Source organism: Methylocapsa polymorpha, assembly GCF_045689225.1.
Classification (GTDB): domain Bacteria; phylum Pseudomonadota; class Alphaproteobacteria; order Rhizobiales; family Beijerinckiaceae; genus Methylocapsa; species Methylocapsa polymorpha.
This window is the reverse complement of record NZ_CP136862.1, coordinates 339832-355207: the sequence shown is the minus strand read 5'-3', so window position 1 is coordinate 355207 and position 15376 is coordinate 339832. Positions and strand designations below refer to the sequence as shown.

Genomic DNA, 15376 nt, shown 5'->3' with positions numbered 1-15376 from the left:
GCGCCATTCGGCGAACTTTATCATATAATTCTATCTGGGAAGAGAAATGGCTGAAGTCCAGGCGTGACGGTCTTCGTCATGCTCTCACTCCAATCGAATGGTGCGCGGATGCGTCTACCAGCCCGGATCATGCTCTATTTCGCGATCTGGCTCCTTGCCGAAGTCGCGGCCTTCGCCTTGATCGTTGAAATCCTCAGCTTCAGCGGTGCTATTCTTCTGTGCCTCATGACAAGCCTCGCCGGCGCGGCGATGTTGCGGCGTCTCGGTGTCTCCGCCGCTTTCCGGCTGCGCAAAGCCCTATCTGCTCGATCGCATGAGCAGGGCGGCCTATCGCGGGAGGCGCTGCTCGACGGGACGCTCGCCGGGCTTGGATCGATCTTGTTGATCCTTCCCGGGTTTGTTTCCGATTTCATCGGGCTGGCTCTGGCCGCGCCGTCGATCAGGTTTTGGGTGACGGAGCGGCTGAAGGTCGGCAAGTATGGCGCCCCGCCTGATGGACGCCGCGCCGCCGCGCCGAAGGTCATCGAGCTTGCGCCGCAGGAATGGTCGCGGCTCGACGAGACCGGCTCTCGCGCGCGGCGAACCACCCAGTGACGCGGCCCTAATGGCATGAACCATGCCCTACGCGAAAAAGCCGACCAGCTTTTCCGCGACAGGCTCACGAAGCGGCCCGTTCGTCCCGCGCTTCGCTGGACCGGCGGCGATAGCCGTCGGGGCTGACGCGACGACGCTCGAACAAGGCGCGCGCTAGCGAAAATAAAGGCGACGCGAGACGGTTCAGATCTTCGGCCCGCTCGACGAAATGTCCGCCGCGCGTCAATTCGCGATCGAGTTCCGCCATGGTCGCGGCCAGCCCTAAGTCTTCGTCGCGGAACCAGACCGAAAGCACCCGCAGCCAAGCCAGCGCCAGACCCTGCAATTTCAGGCCGCCGACGACGCCTTCCGAGTCGATGCTGGCCGCCTCCAACATGAAGCGCATCGAGTTCACGACCACTTTGTTAAGCGCGGCTGCGCCAAGCGGATCGCGCTTCGCCCAATCCGAAACGCCTTCGAGCCCGAGCTTATAGGGCGCCAAGGCGTCGAGGCGGCGCATTAAGACGTCGAACAAGCGCTCCTTGGCCGGTTCGCCGATGAGATCGTCGGTCGTTCCATCGAGAACGATGCGATCGATCTTGCGCGAGAAGGCCGCTAGAACCGCTCCTTTCGAGGGAAAAAACTCGCGGAACGTCGAGAGCGAGACATTCGCCCGGGTCGCGACATCCGAAATCGTGATGTCTTCCCAGTTGCGCTCGCCAGCAAGCTCGAGCAGCGCCTCTATGATTGCGTTCTTGGGATCCTGCGGCGCAGGTGTGAGTTCCCCCGCTCCGAACTCGGCCGTTTCGTCGCTGTCATTTTTGTCGACCATGTTCGCCTCCCAGACCTCGTTTCATGCTCTTGCGCCTGCTTATGTAGCGTCTGGGCGGTCCGGTTCCAAGGCGTCTCTCCGGGTAAGTTGGCGCTACGTCGTCTATTCGCCGACCAGCGCCTTATGCGCGGCGACGCAGGACTCGCTGACGGGAACGAATCTGGCGTTTCTCAAAGCCAGGCTGCACCCTGAGCTGCTGGTGGACCGCAGACTGGATATGGCGGCGGGAATGGCGAAAACATTGCCGAACGGCGAGGTAAATGAGACGAAGCCATATTGCTTGGGGTCGCCTGCGATCGACGCGCATTTTTGGTAGGCCCGCATCTCTTCCCCGCTCAACAGCACGAGCAGGCATTTCGATTGATTGAGATCAACCAAGGCTTGGACCTCGGACGCGCGAACATAATTGACGATCCCTTCGGCATGAGTCGCCAAGGCGAGAAAGGGGTCGCGCTCATCCGCGGCTACGCCTTCCGCAAAAATACATTGGAGCAGCATCGCCGCGAGGCGGAGGAGTGGGCGCCGGGCGGATAAGAGCGGTTTGAAGCGTTCATCCCGCAATGCGCGGCGCGTCATCCGGATAGGGCCTCGGCGCGGCGCTGCGCCGCCTTGACGGCGCGCTCGATCAGCGGCGCGAGACCGTCCGGCGCCATCAGCACGTCGAGGGCGGCGGCCGTCGTTCCGCCGCGCGAGGTCACGCTTTCGCGCAGTTCGGCGGGCGTGCTTTCGCCGCTTCGGAACAAAAGCTCGCCGGCTCCCTCCACAGTCGCGCGGGCGAGCCTTGCGGCGACATCCGGCGGCAAGCCCAGAGCCGCAGCCGCCTGCGTCAGGCATTCGGCTAGGTAGAAGACATAGGCGGGGCCTGATCCCGACACCGCGGTGACGGCGTCGATCAGGCGCTCGTCGGCGAGCCATTCAAATTGGCCGGTGGCGGCGATCAGCGCTTCGGCCTGGGCGCGCTGCGCCGGCGTCGCCGCTTCGCTTGCGGCGAGCGCGGCGATCCCGCGTCTGACCGCTGCGGGAAGGTTGGGCATGGCCCGGACGATGGCTGACGCCTGGGGAAAACGGGCCGCGATATTGGCGATTGTCTTGCCCGCGAGGATGGAAATGACGAGCGTTTGCGGGCCGGCGAGGGGCGCAAGCGCAGTCGCCTCATCGAGAGTCTGCGGCTTGATCGCGAGGACGAGAACTTCCGGCGGCGCGGCCGGAGCATTGAGCGCGAAACCTCTTTCCGCCGCGAGCCCGACGATCTGGGGCGACGGCTGAGGATCGATGACGCAGATGCGGCGCGGATCGAAGCCCTGATCGAGCCAGGCGAGCAGCATCGCCCCGCCCATCTTGCCGGCTCCGGCGAGAATGAGCGAGGCGGGAAACCGATCCGTTTCCGGCGCGGCCATCTTCAGGCTTCGCCCTTGGTCTCGAGCATGACCGTGTCGATCGCCTCGCGTCCGGTCTTGCCGGCCCAGACGACGAATTGAAAGGCCTGGTAATAGCGTTCGCAGGCGCGCACAGCGCTGGTGAGGACGGTCTGGCACTGCTGGCCATTGAGCTCGGCGCCGCCGGCGAGCAGCAGCGAATGCCGGAACATCACCACCCCGTCATTCGGCCAGAAATCGAAATGCCCGATCCATAATTGTTCATTGATGAGCGAGATGAGGCTGACGAGCTCGATCCTGCGCACGCTCGGCGCCTTGAAATCGAAGGCGCAGGCCACATGCAGCGCCTCAAGCTCGGAAAGCCAGGTGAAAGCGATGTTGTAATCGGTCCAGCTGCCGGCGACGGAGATCGAAATCTCATCCTCTTCGTCACGGTCGAAAGGCCATTGGTTGTGGGCCGCCAGTCTCTCGATGATGTCGACAGGATGTTCGGTGCGCGGGGCTTCGAATTGCAAAATCGACATTCGGTGGCCTTTAGGACAATGCGGCCTCGAAACATTTCGGCTTCGAGAACGCGACAAGCAAAACGCGAGACGAACATAAGAACAATCGTCCGAATCGCGCCGCGCCTTGACGCGCGACTCAAACGAATTCCACTCTATGTTTCGCTAGGGAATCACAACGTGACGCCTCTATGCAACCGGTCTGCAAGAGATTGTCCCCAATAGAACAGATTTCTGGATCGGGAATGGATTCATCGATCGAAGTCGCCGTCGCCTTCAAGGCGCTCCTTGGCGAGCGCCGCCGCCGGCTCCATATTGCTCTTGACCGCTCTTGCCGGCATATAGTCGGACCATGAAACCAGCTCGGCCTCTCATCGTCTGGACCACGACGCTCGCTGTCCTCATCGCGGCAATCGTGCTGCTGCGCGAAATCCTGCTGCCCTTCGTGGCCGGAATTGCGCTCGCCTATCTGCTCGCCCCGCTGGTCGATCGGCTGGAGCGGAATGGGATCAACCGCGCCATCGCGGCTCTCGGCATCATTGGTCTTTTCGTCGGCGCCGTCATCGCGGTGATCGTTCTGATCACGCCGATGCTGGGCTCCGAGGTCGCGCTCTTCATCGACAAGTTTCCGGGCTATGTCGCGCAGCTTCAGGCGCTTGCGGAAGATCCGAGCCGCCCATGGCTGCGCAAGATCATCGGCGAAGGGTTGAACGAGGCCGAGCAGGCGACCGGGCAGCTGGCGCCGCTCGGCGCAAGCTGGGCGACGAGCCTCCTCGGCTCGCTATGGTCCGGCGGCCAGGCTTTGATCTCGATCTTTTCCCTCCTGGTGGTGGCCCCGATCGTCGCCTTCTATTTGATTCAGGATTGGCACGGCATTCTCGCGACGATTGATCGCTCGATTCCGGCGGCCTATCGCGACGACGCGCGATCCGTCGCCCATGAAATAAATGCGACAATTTCCGCATTCCTGCATGGCCAGGGAACGATCTGCCTTATCCTCGCGATATATTATGCTGTGGCTTTGAGGCTGACGGGCCTCGATCATGGGCTTTTGATCGGCCTCGCGGCCGGCCTGATCAGTTTCGTGCCTTATCTGGGGCTGCTTGCAGGGCTCGTCCTGTCGATCACGGTGGCGCTCCTTCAGTTCTGGCCGAGCTGGACGTTGATTCCGGCGCTAGTGGGCGTTTTCATTGTCGGCCAATCCGTCGCCGATTATGCGCTTTCGCCCTATCTTGTCGGCGCGCGCATCAAGCTCAATCCCGTCTGGGTGATTTTCGCGATTTCGGCTTTCGGCTATCTGTTCGGCTTCGTCGGCCTTTTGATCGCCGTGCCGCTCGCGGCCGCGATCGGCGTGCTCGTGCGTTTCGCGATCGCTCATTTTTCGGCCGCCGCTGCGCCCGGTGATGCGAGCCTGACTGGGCGCATGGCGGCGTCCGCCGCACCAAACGGCCCTGCGCGCAAAGAGCCAAGCTGACGGCGCGTTCCCAGCGGCTTGTCGGCGGACTGGATTTTTCAACGAAAGGCCTAGAGCGCGTCCCGATCGGATGAGATCATCCGATGCAAAAAGGACCCGCTCAAATTCATAAAGTTTGGAGCATGTTCTGATCGAAAAAGTCGATCAACTTTTTCGGAACATGCTCTAAGCCGGCGTCGCGTCCCTGTCGGCGCCGCCCGGGCCGCGCAACAAGAATATCGCGCCGATCGCAACCAGAACAACAGCTCCAAGGAGGAGAAGCAGCGTAGCCTCCTCAAGCCAGGCGATGGCGGGAACGCCAAGGCCCAAGATGATCCCGACCAGGCAGATGCGCCAGGAGCCGACATGAACGCCCGCCGTAAAAGTGCCGAGCGCCAGCACTGTGAGCGCCATGAGCGCGCTGGCGTCGGAATTCATGATTTGCCTCACGTCCGCGATGAAGACGAGCTCCATCGCCATCAGGACCGCGGCCCAGTGCAGGACCTGGGTCCGGATGAGCCGCCAATGCTCGTCCCGGCCCTCGACCTCCGCCCAATGCGAGGCCACGCAGATTGCGCCGAAGCAAGGGACGAGGATCACCCAATAGGTCGTCATCGACTGTCGCGCGACGCTTGTGTAGGCGACGCCGAACAGCGTGAGAATCAGCATGGCGAAATAGGGCCATTCCCGGAGGATGATGGCGCGCAGGCTCCAGTTCGTGGCGGTTTTGCTGTCCGTTTCATAATCGGCCATGGGTGCGGGCTCCGAGGCGACGACGGCGCCGTTCAGTCGTCTGCGCGACCGATCGGCAGGTGAAAACCAAACGCGCGCCAAGAGGAGGTCTCGTTGAGACAGACAAGCGAAGCCATCCGTCTTAGCGCGTCAATCTGCTCTACCATCCAAAAAAGAGCGCCAAGTTAACTGGAGCGAACGCCGCTATTTGCTCCCGCTTTTTCCTTTCGGGGCGAGCTCGGCCTCCAGGGCGGCGAGTCTCTTGCCTAATTTTTCATTTTCCTCGCGGGCCGCCGCGGCCATTTGCTTAACGGCCTCGAACTCCTCGCGCGTGACGACATCCATTGTCGCGAGGAAACGCTCGATTTGACTTTTCATGGCGGTCTCGGCTTCGCGGCGGACGCCTTGCGCCACTTCGGTCGCATCCGTCATCAGACGCGTGAAATCCTCGAAAACCCGGTTCTGCGCCATCATTCGACTCCATGCGAGCGTTCCGAAAAACGTGGTCGACTTTTTCGGGACTTGCTCCAGCTTCTTGAAATTGAGCGATTCCTTTTCGCTGATTTTTGGTCCACGCGATGGGAAAGGCTCTAGTGCGCGCCCATTTAGCACAATCTGCTTTCGGCCGGCGGATTTTTTCTGACACAGGGTCGTAACGGTCTTGAGGCAAAACGGCGGGGATGATGCTTGACGCGGTTTTGCCGGCGTCGCATCACCAAAGGATGTCCGGAGCGCCCATGCCGATCCTCATTTCCTATCCCACTATCGACCCGGTGCTCATCGCGATTGGACCTTTCCCGATCCGCTGGTACGCGCTGGCCTATATCGCCGGACTGGTGCTCGGCTGGGCCTATGCGCGCCTCTTGGTCCGCAGCGACTTTCTATGGAGGGGGACGCCGCATCCGGACGAAGCCTGCATAGACGATCTCCTCGTCTATGCGGCGATCGGCGTCATACTCGGCGGCCGGATCGGCTATGTTCTTTTCTACAATCCATGGTTTTTTCTCGCTCATCCTGACGAAATCTTGGCCGTATGGAAAGGCGGCATGGCGTTTCATGGAGGGGTCGTCGGAACTGCGGTCGCCATTTACATTCTCGCCAGACGGAGAGGCGTCTCGGTCCTGAGCCTCGGCGATGTCTGCTGCGCCGTGGCGCCAATCGGGCTTTTCCTCGGGCGCATCGCCAATTTCATCAAGCCGGAACTTTGGGGAAGGCCGACTGACGTAGCCTGGGCGATGGTCTTTCCCGGCGCCGGCCCATTGCCGCGCCATCCGAGCCAGCTTTACGAGGCGAGCCTCGAGGGCGTCGCTCTGTTCATCGCGCTCTATGTCGCGATTAGGCTTGGCGCGCTCCAGCGGCCGGGGCTCGTCGTCGGGCTCTTCGCGGCTGCCTATGGCGTCGCGCGAATCACTTGCGAATTTTTTCGCGAGCCGGATCCGCAGCTCGGCTTCCTGTTCGGCGGCGCGACGATGGGAATGCTTTTGTCGCTGCCTTTGATCGCCGTTGGGCTCTTTTTTATATTTCGCGCGTCGCGCCGGGTGGCCGCGCTCGCATGAACGCCCTCGAGTCCCTGATTCGCGAGATGATCGCGCAAGAGGGGCCGATCAGCCTCGAGCGCTACATGACGCTCGCGCTCTCGCATCCGGCGCATGGCTATTACCGGTCAAGAACGCCATTCGGGACGGATGGCGATTTCACCACCGCGCCTGAGATCAGCCAGATGTTCGGCGAATTGATCGGTCTGTGGAGCGTCCAAACCTGGCGCATGATGGGCGCGCCCAAGCCTTTCCGCCTCGTCGAGCTGGGGCCGGGGCGCGGCGCGCTGATGGCGGACGCCCTGCGCGCGGCCCGGATCGCCCCGGATTTTTGGACGCGCTCGACCTGCATCTCGTCGAGACGAGCGGGCCGTTGCGCGAGATCCAGCGCCAGGCGCTCGCCGCTTGGGGCGGCCCGATCGCCTGGCATGATCGCGTCGAGGAAACGCCTCCGGGGCCCGCAATCTTCATCGCGAATGAGTTTTTCGACGCCTTGCCGGTGCGCCATTACGTGCGCTCCGAGGGCGGCTGGCGCGAAAGGCTCGTCGGTCTCGACCGCGAAGGGCGGCTCGAATTCGGCCTCGCCCCGGAGCCGGAGGCCCGTCTGGTGGCTGGCGGAGAACCAGGGGAAATTCTCGAACTTGGCGTCGCCGCGGCCGAGCTGATGGCGCATCTCGCACATCGGATCGCGACCCAGGGCGGCGTACTGCTCGCCATCGATTACGGCTATGGCGAAGCGGCCCGCGGCGAAACCTTGCAGGCGGTGCGCCGGCACAAGTTCGCCGATCCTCTGCGCGATCCGGGCGAAGCCGACCTCACGGCGCATGTCGATTTTCGCGCTCTCGCCCGCGCCGCAAGGGCCGCCGGCGCCGGCTCACGGACCTGTGACGCAAGGCGAATTTCTGGCCCGTCTCGGCATTTTCGAACGCGCCGCCATCTTGCGGCGCAATGCCGGCGCCAGCCAAAGGGCCGCCATCGATGCGGCCCTTGCGCGACTTGCCGGCGGCGACGGCGAACCTGCCAGCATGGCCACGCTGTTCAAGGCGCTCGCGGTGACGCCGCGCGGCCTCCCAGCGCCGGCCGGCTTCGAGACGGAGCCACAATGATGGAAAACCAGCCGACTCCAATTACCGCCAGCCTCTTTGACTGGCCGGGATTGGCGCATGGATTTTTCACCCGCGACGGCGGCGTCTCGACAGGGCTTTACGCCTCGCTCAATGGCGGCGTCGGGTCGAATGACGATCCAAAATCCGTCGCCGAGAATCGGCGCCGGATGGCGGCGCATCTCGGCGTCGCCCCGACGCATCTCCTTGTGCCCTACCAAATCCATTCGCCGGACGCATTGGTCGTGACGGAGCCTTTCGCCGAGCGTCCGCGCTGCGACGCTTTGGCGACCAAAGTCCCCGGCATTGGCCTCGGCGTGACGGGAGCCGATTGCGGCATGGTCCTGTTCGCCGATGTCGAGGCGCGGGTGGTCGGCGCCGCCCATGCCGGTTGGAAAGGGGCGCTGACCGGCGTGCTCGAGGCGACGCTCGCGGCGATGGAGAAGCTTGGCGCCGACCGGGCGGCGACCACAGCCGTGCTTGGCCCGACGATTGGGCGGGAGAGCTATGAGGTCGGCTCGGAATTTTGTGAGCGCTTCATCGCGGCTTCGGAGGATTACGCGAGCTTTTTTTCCGCGTCGGACGGCGAAGGGCGTTTCATGTTCGACTTGCCGGGCTTTATCGGGATGCGCTTGGCTCGGGCGGGCGTCGGGTGTTTCGAAGATCTTGGCCTCGACACTTACGCGGATGTCGCGCGATTTTACTCCTATCGCCGATCGGTGCATCGGCAAGAGCCCGATTATGGGCGTCTCGTGGCTGCGATCGCGCTGGTTTGAGGGAGCCTGACTTTTGGGCTTCTTGAGTTTAGCGCGGCCCCACCCCACCTCCTCGTCTGAGGTGCGCTTAGTGAGGATTCCCGCGATGGAACGAAAAGTCGTAATGGAGAAAAAGAATAGCGATGGTTTTCTGCACTGCGTGGATGGGCCAGCTCGGAAATACGACGATGGTGCTGAGGAGTGGCATCAGCACGGGTGGTTTCATCGGGTCGGCGGACCGGCCAAAATTGAACCGGGCGGTCGACGAGAATGGTATCTCCACGGCGAACGGCATCGAGCCGACGGACCCGCGATTGAAGAGCCGTAGTGAAGAAGCCGCTTTTGATGCTAACTGAAGCGGTGGAGAAAGTTAGGGGAAGCACGAAAAGCCCCGTTTCTCGTTTTCGAGAACTGTGCAAGCAAATTTCAAAAATTTCAGCTTTGCTGACTTGCTGCGGAAGAGTTGGCAAAGGCAGGTTTCTATTCCCTTCGCCAATCACCTTCAGCTGCATAATCCACCTGCATCAGGTATAGCCCCGCCGCCGGCGCGACCATGCCGCAGCGCCTTCGGTCGCGGGCATCGAGCGCAGCCAGCAAATCGCCGGAACTCCATTTGCCGGACCCGACATATTCGAGCGAGCCGACCATGGAGCGCACTTGCGTATGCAGGAAGGAGCGCGCGCTGGCGCGAATTTGGATTTCGTCGCCGATCCGCGCCACATCGAGGCGATCCAAGGTCCGAACCGGGCTTTCCGCCTGGCATTCGGAGGCGCGAAAGGTCGAGAAATCATGCCGGCCGAGGAGGCCCGCCGCCGCCTCCCGCATGGCGTCGGCGTCGAGCTTTCTTTTGACCAGCCAGGCGCGCCCGCGCTCGACGGTCAAAGGCGCGCGGCGATTGACGATCCTATAGAGATAGTGGCGGCGCAGCGCGGAGAACCGCGCATCGAAGGCGTCGGGAACGCGCTCGGCTAAAAGAATGGCGACGGGCTCCGGCCGCAGATGCGCGTTCAGGGCGTCGCGCAAGACATCTGGGCGCCAATCCTTGGCGAGATCGACATGCGCGACCTGACCCTTGGCGTGGACGCCGGCGTCAGTCCGCCCGGCGCCGCGTATTGCGGCTTCGTCGCCGCAAATCGCCTGGATCGCCGATTCGATCGCCTCTTGCACGGAAAAGCCGTTGGCTTGTCTTTGCCAGCCGACATAGGGCGCGCCGTCATATTCGATGGTGAGCTTAAAGCGCGGCATCGGGCTCTTTGGGCGCGCCGAGCAACGCCCCGACAGGCAGCTTCGCGCCGCGAAGAAAATCCTCCGCTTTCATAGGCGTCTTACCCGCGCGCTGAAGCTCGAGGAGGCGGATCGCGCCTTCGCCGCAGGCGATCGTCGGCGCTTCGTCCAGCACCAGCCCAGGCGCGCCCGACCGCTCGACGACCATGCTGCGCAAGACCTTGACGCGCTCCGGCCCCTTGCCGAGATCGGCCTCGAAAAACGCGGCGGGAAAAGGCGAAAGGGCGCGGATGAGATTATGAACGTCCTGCGCCGGCCTGGCCCAGTCGATCCGCGCCTCGGACTTGTCGATTTTATGCGCATAGGTGACGCCGGACTCGGCTTGGGGCGTGAAGGCGAGGCCGCCTTGCTCGATTGCCTCCATGGCCCGCGCCATCAGATCGGCGCCGACGCTCGCCAATTTGTCATGGATCTCTCCGCCGGTCGCCTCCGGTCCGATGTCTATGCGCTCGGCGAGCCCGACCGGGCCGGTGTCGAGCCCTTCCTCCATCCGCATCGCCATGACGCCGGTTTCCCGGTCGCCCGCCATGATCGCGCGCTGGATTGGCGCCGCGCCACGCCAGCGGGGCAGGAGGGAGGCATGCAGGTTGAAGCAGCCCTTTTCCGGTATGTCGAGAATGTCTTTGGGGAGGATCAGACCATAGGCGACGACGACGATCGCCTCGGGCGCAAAGCCGCGCAAGGTCACGGCGGCCTCTTCCGAGCGCAAGCTTTTGGGCGTCAGAACCTCGATGCCGAGACGCAGCGCGGTCGCATGAACCGGGGAGAGCGTCGGCTCGAGGCCCCGCCGTCCGCCCGGTTTCGGCACCCGTGTATAGACCGCCGCCACATGATGGCCGCGGCCGACAAGTTCGGTAAGCACGGGCGCCGAAAAATCCGGCGTTCCCATGAAGACGATGCGCAAATCTCTTGGCCTATGTGTTTGGGCCTGAAAATGTCCGGGCCTGAGGGTTCTGGCCTTCCCGTCGGAATTTGCGCCTTATCTAAGCCTTTTGGCCGCGCGCGAAAATCAGGCCTCGGCGTCAGCCGTCGCGCGTTCGCCCCCGGCGCTGCGCTTGCGGTCGGCGGTGTCGTGCTTTGCCGTCTCGAGCCTGGCCGCCTTGCTGAATTTCTTGAGGATTCGGTCCCGTTTCAGCCTCGATATGTGATCGATGAACAGAATTCCGTTCAGATGATCAATCTCATGCTGGAGGCAGGTCGCCAGAATGTCGTCGGCCTCGATCTCCTGCCGGCGGCCCTCGCGGTCGAGATAGCCGACGCGCACGCGCGCGGGCCGGAAAACTTCCTCGTAAAACTCCGGCACCGACAGGCAGCCCTCTTCGTAGCTGGAAAGCTCTTCCGAGGTCCAGAGAATCTCCGGATTGGCGAGGCAGATTGGGTCGGCCGAGGCCTCCTCGTCCTTGCGCTTGGCGACGTCGATGACGATCACCCGCTTGGGCACCGCGATCTGGATCGCGGCGAGGCCGATGCCGGGCGCGTCATACATGGTCTCAAGCATATCGTCCATGAGGGCGCGGATCGAATCGTCGACGCTCTCAACCGGCGCGCAGGCGAGGCGCAGGCGAGGGTCGGGCGGGGTGATGATGGTGCGGATAGACATGTTCTAAGAAATAATGCCGGCGCCGCCGAACGTCAATTTCCGATCCGTCGCAAAGACCAATATGGACTTGGTTTCCCTGGAAATTGCTCGCCATGGGCTTTGCGCGTTTTCACAGAGGTAAAAAAATCCTCTTACAGCCGCTTGATCGAGGTGATTTGCGCTCCGGTCGCGGCAAGGATGCGGTCGCGCGCGGCGCGCAGCGGCTCGCTTTCGACGAGCATGTGATGCGCATTGGCGTGCAAAAGCTCCGTTTCATTGCGCATGACGCCGACATGGCCGCGCCAGAAGACGATGTCTCCGCGCGTAAGGCCCCTAAGCGACTCATCGAGAGGCAGCGCGAACCCCAGCGCGCGCTCCTGCAAATCTGTGTCGCGCGGCGCTTCTATCCCCGCCGCGTCGAGGCTGATCTGCACGAGGCCGGAACAATCGACGCCGAGGCTCGATTTGCCGCCCCAGAGATAGGGCGCATATAAAAGCCGCTCGGCGACGGCGACGAAATCCGGTTCTTTCGCGTCATAAGGGGCGAGGTGGCCGGCGAAGACGAAGCCGGCCCCGCCAATTCGGGCGAAGCCGCTGTCCGTCGCGCTGACGCTGACCAAGGCCCCGAGCGGCAAGGCGTCCTGCGGCGGAAGCTTGAGGTTCGGCCCCGGATAGATGAAGCTTCGGTTGACTCTGACGCGATGGGTCGGCGTGGCGCTCCCTTCGCGGAGCGCGGTCATCGAGAGATAGCCGACATAATTGTCGCGCGCGAGCTGGACCCAGCCCCAGCCCTCGTGATCCTCGAAAAGCGTCAAAGCTTCGCCGTAGAGCGCCTGCGTCTCCACCGCCGCCTCATGGCTTGGCGCATGACGCAGATCTGCGATCCCGACTCCGACCTGCATAGGCCGGCCCTCAACATAGGCGTCGGCGACGATTTCGCCGCGCAAATGGGCGGCAGCGAGATCGGGCCGGGCAGGGGTCAGGCGGGAGTCAAAACCGCTCATTTTGCGCCGCATTTTGCGCCCCCGATCAAATGGAGGTTTTTGATCGCAAGAGACGCAGTTCAATTTCTATGAGCCCGTGCATATCCGGACGCCAAGCGTCGGGCAAGTTTTCTGGGAATGCGGCAGCGGGTCAGTTTAAATGTCGCCTTCCCATCAGAGACGTTCAGCTCAGCCAAGGTCAATGCTTGCTTCGTTTCAAAGCCACGTCTGCTGGATCGCGACCCCGTGGTTTCAAACGCGCCCGTTGTCGTCTATAGGTGCAGCGGATCAATCAGGTTTCGGACGGCTATATAAGCAATCAAGAGGAGTTTTATTCAATGGCTAGGACTCGCATATTCGTTAGCTTCAAGAATAGAGATATGGAGGCCATGAACACGCTTCTTGACTGGGATAAGAACCAGGAATTCGATTTCGTTTTCGAGAATGATATTCCCAGAGCCGCGATTCACAGCGCGGAGGCCAATCAAATCAAGAGCGAGCTGACGGAAAAGATCAAGTCAGGCACGCATCTGCTTTGCATTGTCGGAAAAGATACCGGCAACAACGATTGGATCAATTGGCAGATTCAAACCGCCTCGGTCACGGGAAGGAAGGTGATCGCGGTAAGGCTGCACACGAAAAACAAAAGCCCGGCCTCCCTGCTCAACTTCGGATCAACTTTTGCGACGTCGTTCACCTTTGACGCCATCAAGCAAGCCGTCGACGCTGGCGAGGCGAGCAGCGCCGTTATGCCGCCCCTGCCAGAAGGGACAAGCAGATTCGATAATCTCTAAAAACCTCGCGATGGCTTGGCGACGCTAGGCTTGACTCTTCCTAAACCCTAGAGCGCTTCCCGATCAGATGGAATCATCTGATCGAAAAGGAATCGCTCAAATCCAAAGAGTTGGAGCATGTTCTGATCGAAAAAGTCGATCAACTTTTTCGGAACATGCTCTAGAACCGACCCGTCGCCACGGGCCTGCTCTACGGCACAAGATCGTCAAACACGCTGCCTTCGTCGTCCGAAGAGTGGCCATGCGCGCTCGTCTCCTTCACGCGGCGGACGATCTTGCGCGGCTTCGCTTCGGGTTGCTCGATCTTCGCGCCGGCGCCGTATCGGGCCTCGATCAAATCATAGAGCAGCCGCGCGACTTGCACCTCGGCGCCTTCCGGCCGGCCTGATTTCGCCGCCGGCGCCCAGGCGTAAATGTCGAAATGCGTCCAGGATTTCGCATGTTCGACAAAGCGGCGCAGGAACAGGGCCGCGGTGATCGAGCCGGCGAAAGAGCCGCCTGAAATATTGTTGAGATCGGCGATCTTGCCGTCGAGAAGCTTGTCATAGGGGTCCCAAAGCGGCAGGCGCCAGACGGGATCTTGCGTCGCCGCGCCGAAGCGGGCGATGTCGGCGGCGAGCGCCTCGTCCATAGTGTAAAAAGGCGGCAGGTCGGGGCCGAGCGCCACTCGTGCGGCGCCGGTCAAGGTGGCGAAATCGAAGAGAAGCTCAGGCGCCTCCTCGTCGGCCAGCGCCAGGGCGTCGGCGAGAATGAGGCGCCCTTCGGCGTCTGTGTTGCCGATCTCGACGGTGAGGCCCTTGCGGCTCGGATAGACGTCGCCCGGCCGGAACGCGTTGCTCGAAATCGAATTCTCGACCAAGGGCAGCAGCACGCGAAGGCGTATCCCGAGATCGGCCGCCATGATCATCGAGGCCAGCGCCATCGCCGTCGCCGCGCCGCCCATGTCTTTTTTCATGAGCGACATGGCGGCTTCCGGCTTGATGTCCAATCCGCCCGAATCGAAGCAGACGCCCTTGCCGACCAAGGTGACTTTCGGCTTTGCGGGATCGCCCCAGCTGAAATCGACGAGCCGGGGCGCCTTGTCGGAGGCGCGGCCGACGGCATGTATAAGGGGCAAGTTCGTCTGCAAAAGCTTGTCGCCGCGCGTCACTGAGGCTTTCGCGTGATAGCGCGACGCCAGGTTCAAGGCGGCCGCTTCGAGGGCGTCGGGCCCAAGGTCATTGGCGGGCGTGTTGACGAGGTCGCGCCCGAAGGCGACGGCGTCGGCGATGCGCTCGACGCGGTCGGCGTCGACGCCGGGCGGAGCGCAGAGCCTCGGGCTGTTCGGCCCTCGCCTTTGTAGCGGCTGAAGCGATAGCCGGACAGCAGCCAGGACAACGCGGCGAGCGTGGCGTCATGCGGCATATTGGCGAAATGATAGAGGCCGCTCGGCAGCGAGGTCGCGAGCCGGCCGGGCAGAAGCAGATCGCGCACGCGGGCGTCGGCGCGTTCGATCCCGAACAGGATCGCGGCTATCCCGCCGGCGGCGTCGGGCACGATCTGGGTCCGGCCTGGCTTCGGTTCGAAGCCGCAAGCGGCGGCGAAAGCTTGCGCCGCCGCCGGCAGGCCCGCCCGTATCTCCGGCCATGTCTCAGCCGTTACGAACCAGATGGGCGCGGCCCCGACCGCGGATTGACGATGAAGCGGCATCAAGAACTCCTGCACGTTCGAGCTGGGCCGCGGCGCGGTTCAAGCCCATATTAGGGGTAGAGCTTCGTTGCGTGCAAAGAAAATGCTAGCCTTGTTCGTTGCAGCCGGCATCCGCCGAGGGGCTGTTCAACCCCGCCCGGTCGCGCGATCGGGATTTGGTCCGTGGGCGCGTCAAATGGGAGGCT

The 15376-nt window shown here is 62.6% G+C and carries 16 protein-coding genes and 2 pseudogenes; 7 read left to right on the top strand and 11 right to left on the bottom strand.

Annotated elements, in window-relative coordinates; all coding sequences use genetic code 11:
• Positions 1-108: 108 nt before the first annotated feature.
• On the top strand, positions 109-594 hold the full coding sequence (locus RZS28_RS01835; RefSeq protein ID WP_407339517.1) for an FxsA family protein: 486 nt from the start codon (positions 109-111) through the stop codon (positions 592-594).
• A gap of 64 nt (positions 595-658) precedes the next feature.
• On the opposite strand, the gene RZS28_RS01830 is transcribed toward RZS28_RS01835, so the two are convergent.
• The 4 genes from RZS28_RS01830 to RZS28_RS01815 form a co-directional block, all read right to left on the bottom strand.
• Entirely contained in the window at positions 659-1405 is a 747-nt protein-coding gene (locus RZS28_RS01830; RefSeq protein ID WP_407339516.1) for a TetR family transcriptional regulator, read from the bottom strand.
• A gap of 102 nt (positions 1406-1507) precedes the next feature.
• A complete protein-coding gene (locus RZS28_RS01825; RefSeq protein ID WP_407339515.1) occupies positions 1508-1981 on the bottom strand; it encodes a hypothetical protein in 474 nt (157 codons plus the stop codon).
• The gene (proC, locus tag RZS28_RS01820; RefSeq protein ID WP_407339514.1) at positions 1978-2802 is read right to left on the bottom strand and encodes a pyrroline-5-carboxylate reductase; all 825 of its coding nucleotides are present in this window, start codon (positions 2800-2802) and stop codon (positions 1978-1980) included. The genes RZS28_RS01825 and proC overlap by 4 nt, the downstream gene beginning before the upstream one ends.
• A 2-nt stretch (positions 2803-2804) precedes the next feature.
• Positions 2805-3305 (bottom strand): YbjN domain-containing protein, encoded by a 501-nt coding sequence (locus RZS28_RS01815; protein WP_407339513.1) that lies wholly within the window; start codon positions 3303-3305, stop codon positions 2805-2807.
• Positions 3306-3636: 331 nt separating this feature from the next.
• Between RZS28_RS01815 and RZS28_RS01810 the strand changes: the two genes are divergently transcribed.
• Positions 3637-4758: an AI-2E family transporter gene (locus RZS28_RS01810; RefSeq protein WP_407339512.1), complete on the top strand. Its 1122-nt coding sequence runs from the start codon at positions 3637-3639 to the stop codon at positions 4756-4758.
• A gap of 165 nt (positions 4759-4923) precedes the next feature.
• On the opposite strand, the gene RZS28_RS01805 is transcribed toward RZS28_RS01810, so the two are convergent.
• Positions 4924-5490: a hypothetical protein gene (locus tag RZS28_RS01805; protein ID WP_407339511.1), complete on the bottom strand. Its 567-nt coding sequence runs from the start codon at positions 5488-5490 to the stop codon at positions 4924-4926.
• A 183-nt stretch (positions 5491-5673) separates the two neighbouring features.
• Positions 5674-5940 (bottom strand): accessory factor UbiK family protein, encoded by a 267-nt coding sequence (locus tag RZS28_RS01800; protein WP_407341015.1) that lies wholly within the window; start codon positions 5938-5940, stop codon positions 5674-5676.
• A gap of 266 nt (positions 5941-6206) precedes the next feature.
• Between RZS28_RS01800 and lgt the strand changes: the two genes are divergently transcribed.
• The 4 genes and pseudogenes from lgt (at position 6207) to RZS28_RS01780 (ending at position 9218) form a co-directional block, all read left to right on the top strand.
• Positions 6207-7025: a prolipoprotein diacylglyceryl transferase gene (gene lgt, locus RZS28_RS01795; protein ID WP_407339510.1), complete on the top strand. Its 819-nt coding sequence runs from the start codon at positions 6207-6209 to the stop codon at positions 7023-7025.
• A pseudogene (locus tag RZS28_RS01790) lies at positions 7022-8110 on the top strand (class I SAM-dependent methyltransferase). Before lgt ends, RZS28_RS01790 begins: the two are co-directional and overlap by 4 nt.
• Positions 8107-8883, top strand: a complete 777-nt coding sequence (locus RZS28_RS01785; RefSeq protein ID WP_407339509.1) for a polyphenol oxidase family protein — start codon at positions 8107-8109, stop codon at positions 8881-8883. The pseudogene RZS28_RS01790 and the gene RZS28_RS01785 overlap by 4 nt, the downstream one beginning before the upstream one ends.
• A gap of 122 nt (positions 8884-9005) precedes the next feature.
• Positions 9006-9218, top strand: coding sequence for a hypothetical protein (locus RZS28_RS01780; RefSeq protein ID WP_407339508.1), 213 nt, complete (start codon positions 9006-9008; stop codon positions 9216-9218).
• 124 nt (positions 9219-9342) lie between these two features.
• Here the strand turns inward: RZS28_RS01780 and truA are convergent, their stop codons facing one another.
• The 4 genes from truA to RZS28_RS01760 all read right to left on the bottom strand — a co-directional run bounded on the left by truA (position 9343) and on the right by RZS28_RS01760 (position 12729).
• Positions 9343-10107 carry a tRNA pseudouridine(38-40) synthase TruA gene (gene truA / locus RZS28_RS01775; RefSeq protein ID WP_407339507.1) on the bottom strand — a complete coding sequence of 255 codons (765 nt, stop codon included), beginning with the start codon at positions 10105-10107 and terminating at the stop codon, positions 9343-9345.
• Positions 10094-11035 (bottom strand): methionyl-tRNA formyltransferase, encoded by a 942-nt coding sequence (gene fmt / locus RZS28_RS01770; protein WP_407341014.1) that lies wholly within the window; start codon positions 11033-11035, stop codon positions 10094-10096. Before fmt ends, truA begins: the two co-directional genes overlap by 14 nt.
• A gap of 120 nt (positions 11036-11155) precedes the next feature.
• The gene (gene def / locus RZS28_RS01765) at positions 11156-11746 is read right to left on the bottom strand and encodes a peptide deformylase (protein ID WP_407339506.1); all 591 of its coding nucleotides are present in this window, start codon (positions 11744-11746) and stop codon (positions 11156-11158) included.
• A gap of 131 nt (positions 11747-11877) precedes the next feature.
• Positions 11878-12729: an NlpC/P60 family protein gene (locus tag RZS28_RS01760; RefSeq protein WP_407339505.1), complete on the bottom strand. Its 852-nt coding sequence runs from the start codon at positions 12727-12729 to the stop codon at positions 11878-11880.
• Between the two features lie 359 nt (positions 12730-13088).
• Between RZS28_RS01760 and RZS28_RS01755 the strand changes: the two genes are divergently transcribed.
• Positions 13089-13502, top strand: a complete 414-nt coding sequence (locus RZS28_RS01755) for a TIR domain-containing protein (protein ID WP_407339504.1) — start codon at positions 13089-13091, stop codon at positions 13500-13502.
• 190 nt (positions 13503-13692) lie between these two features.
• On the opposite strand, the pseudogene RZS28_RS01750 reads toward RZS28_RS01755, so the two are convergent.
• Positions 13693-15191 (bottom strand): annotated as a pseudogene (locus tag RZS28_RS01750) (leucyl aminopeptidase family protein).
• Positions 15192-15376: the final 185 nt, after the last annotated feature.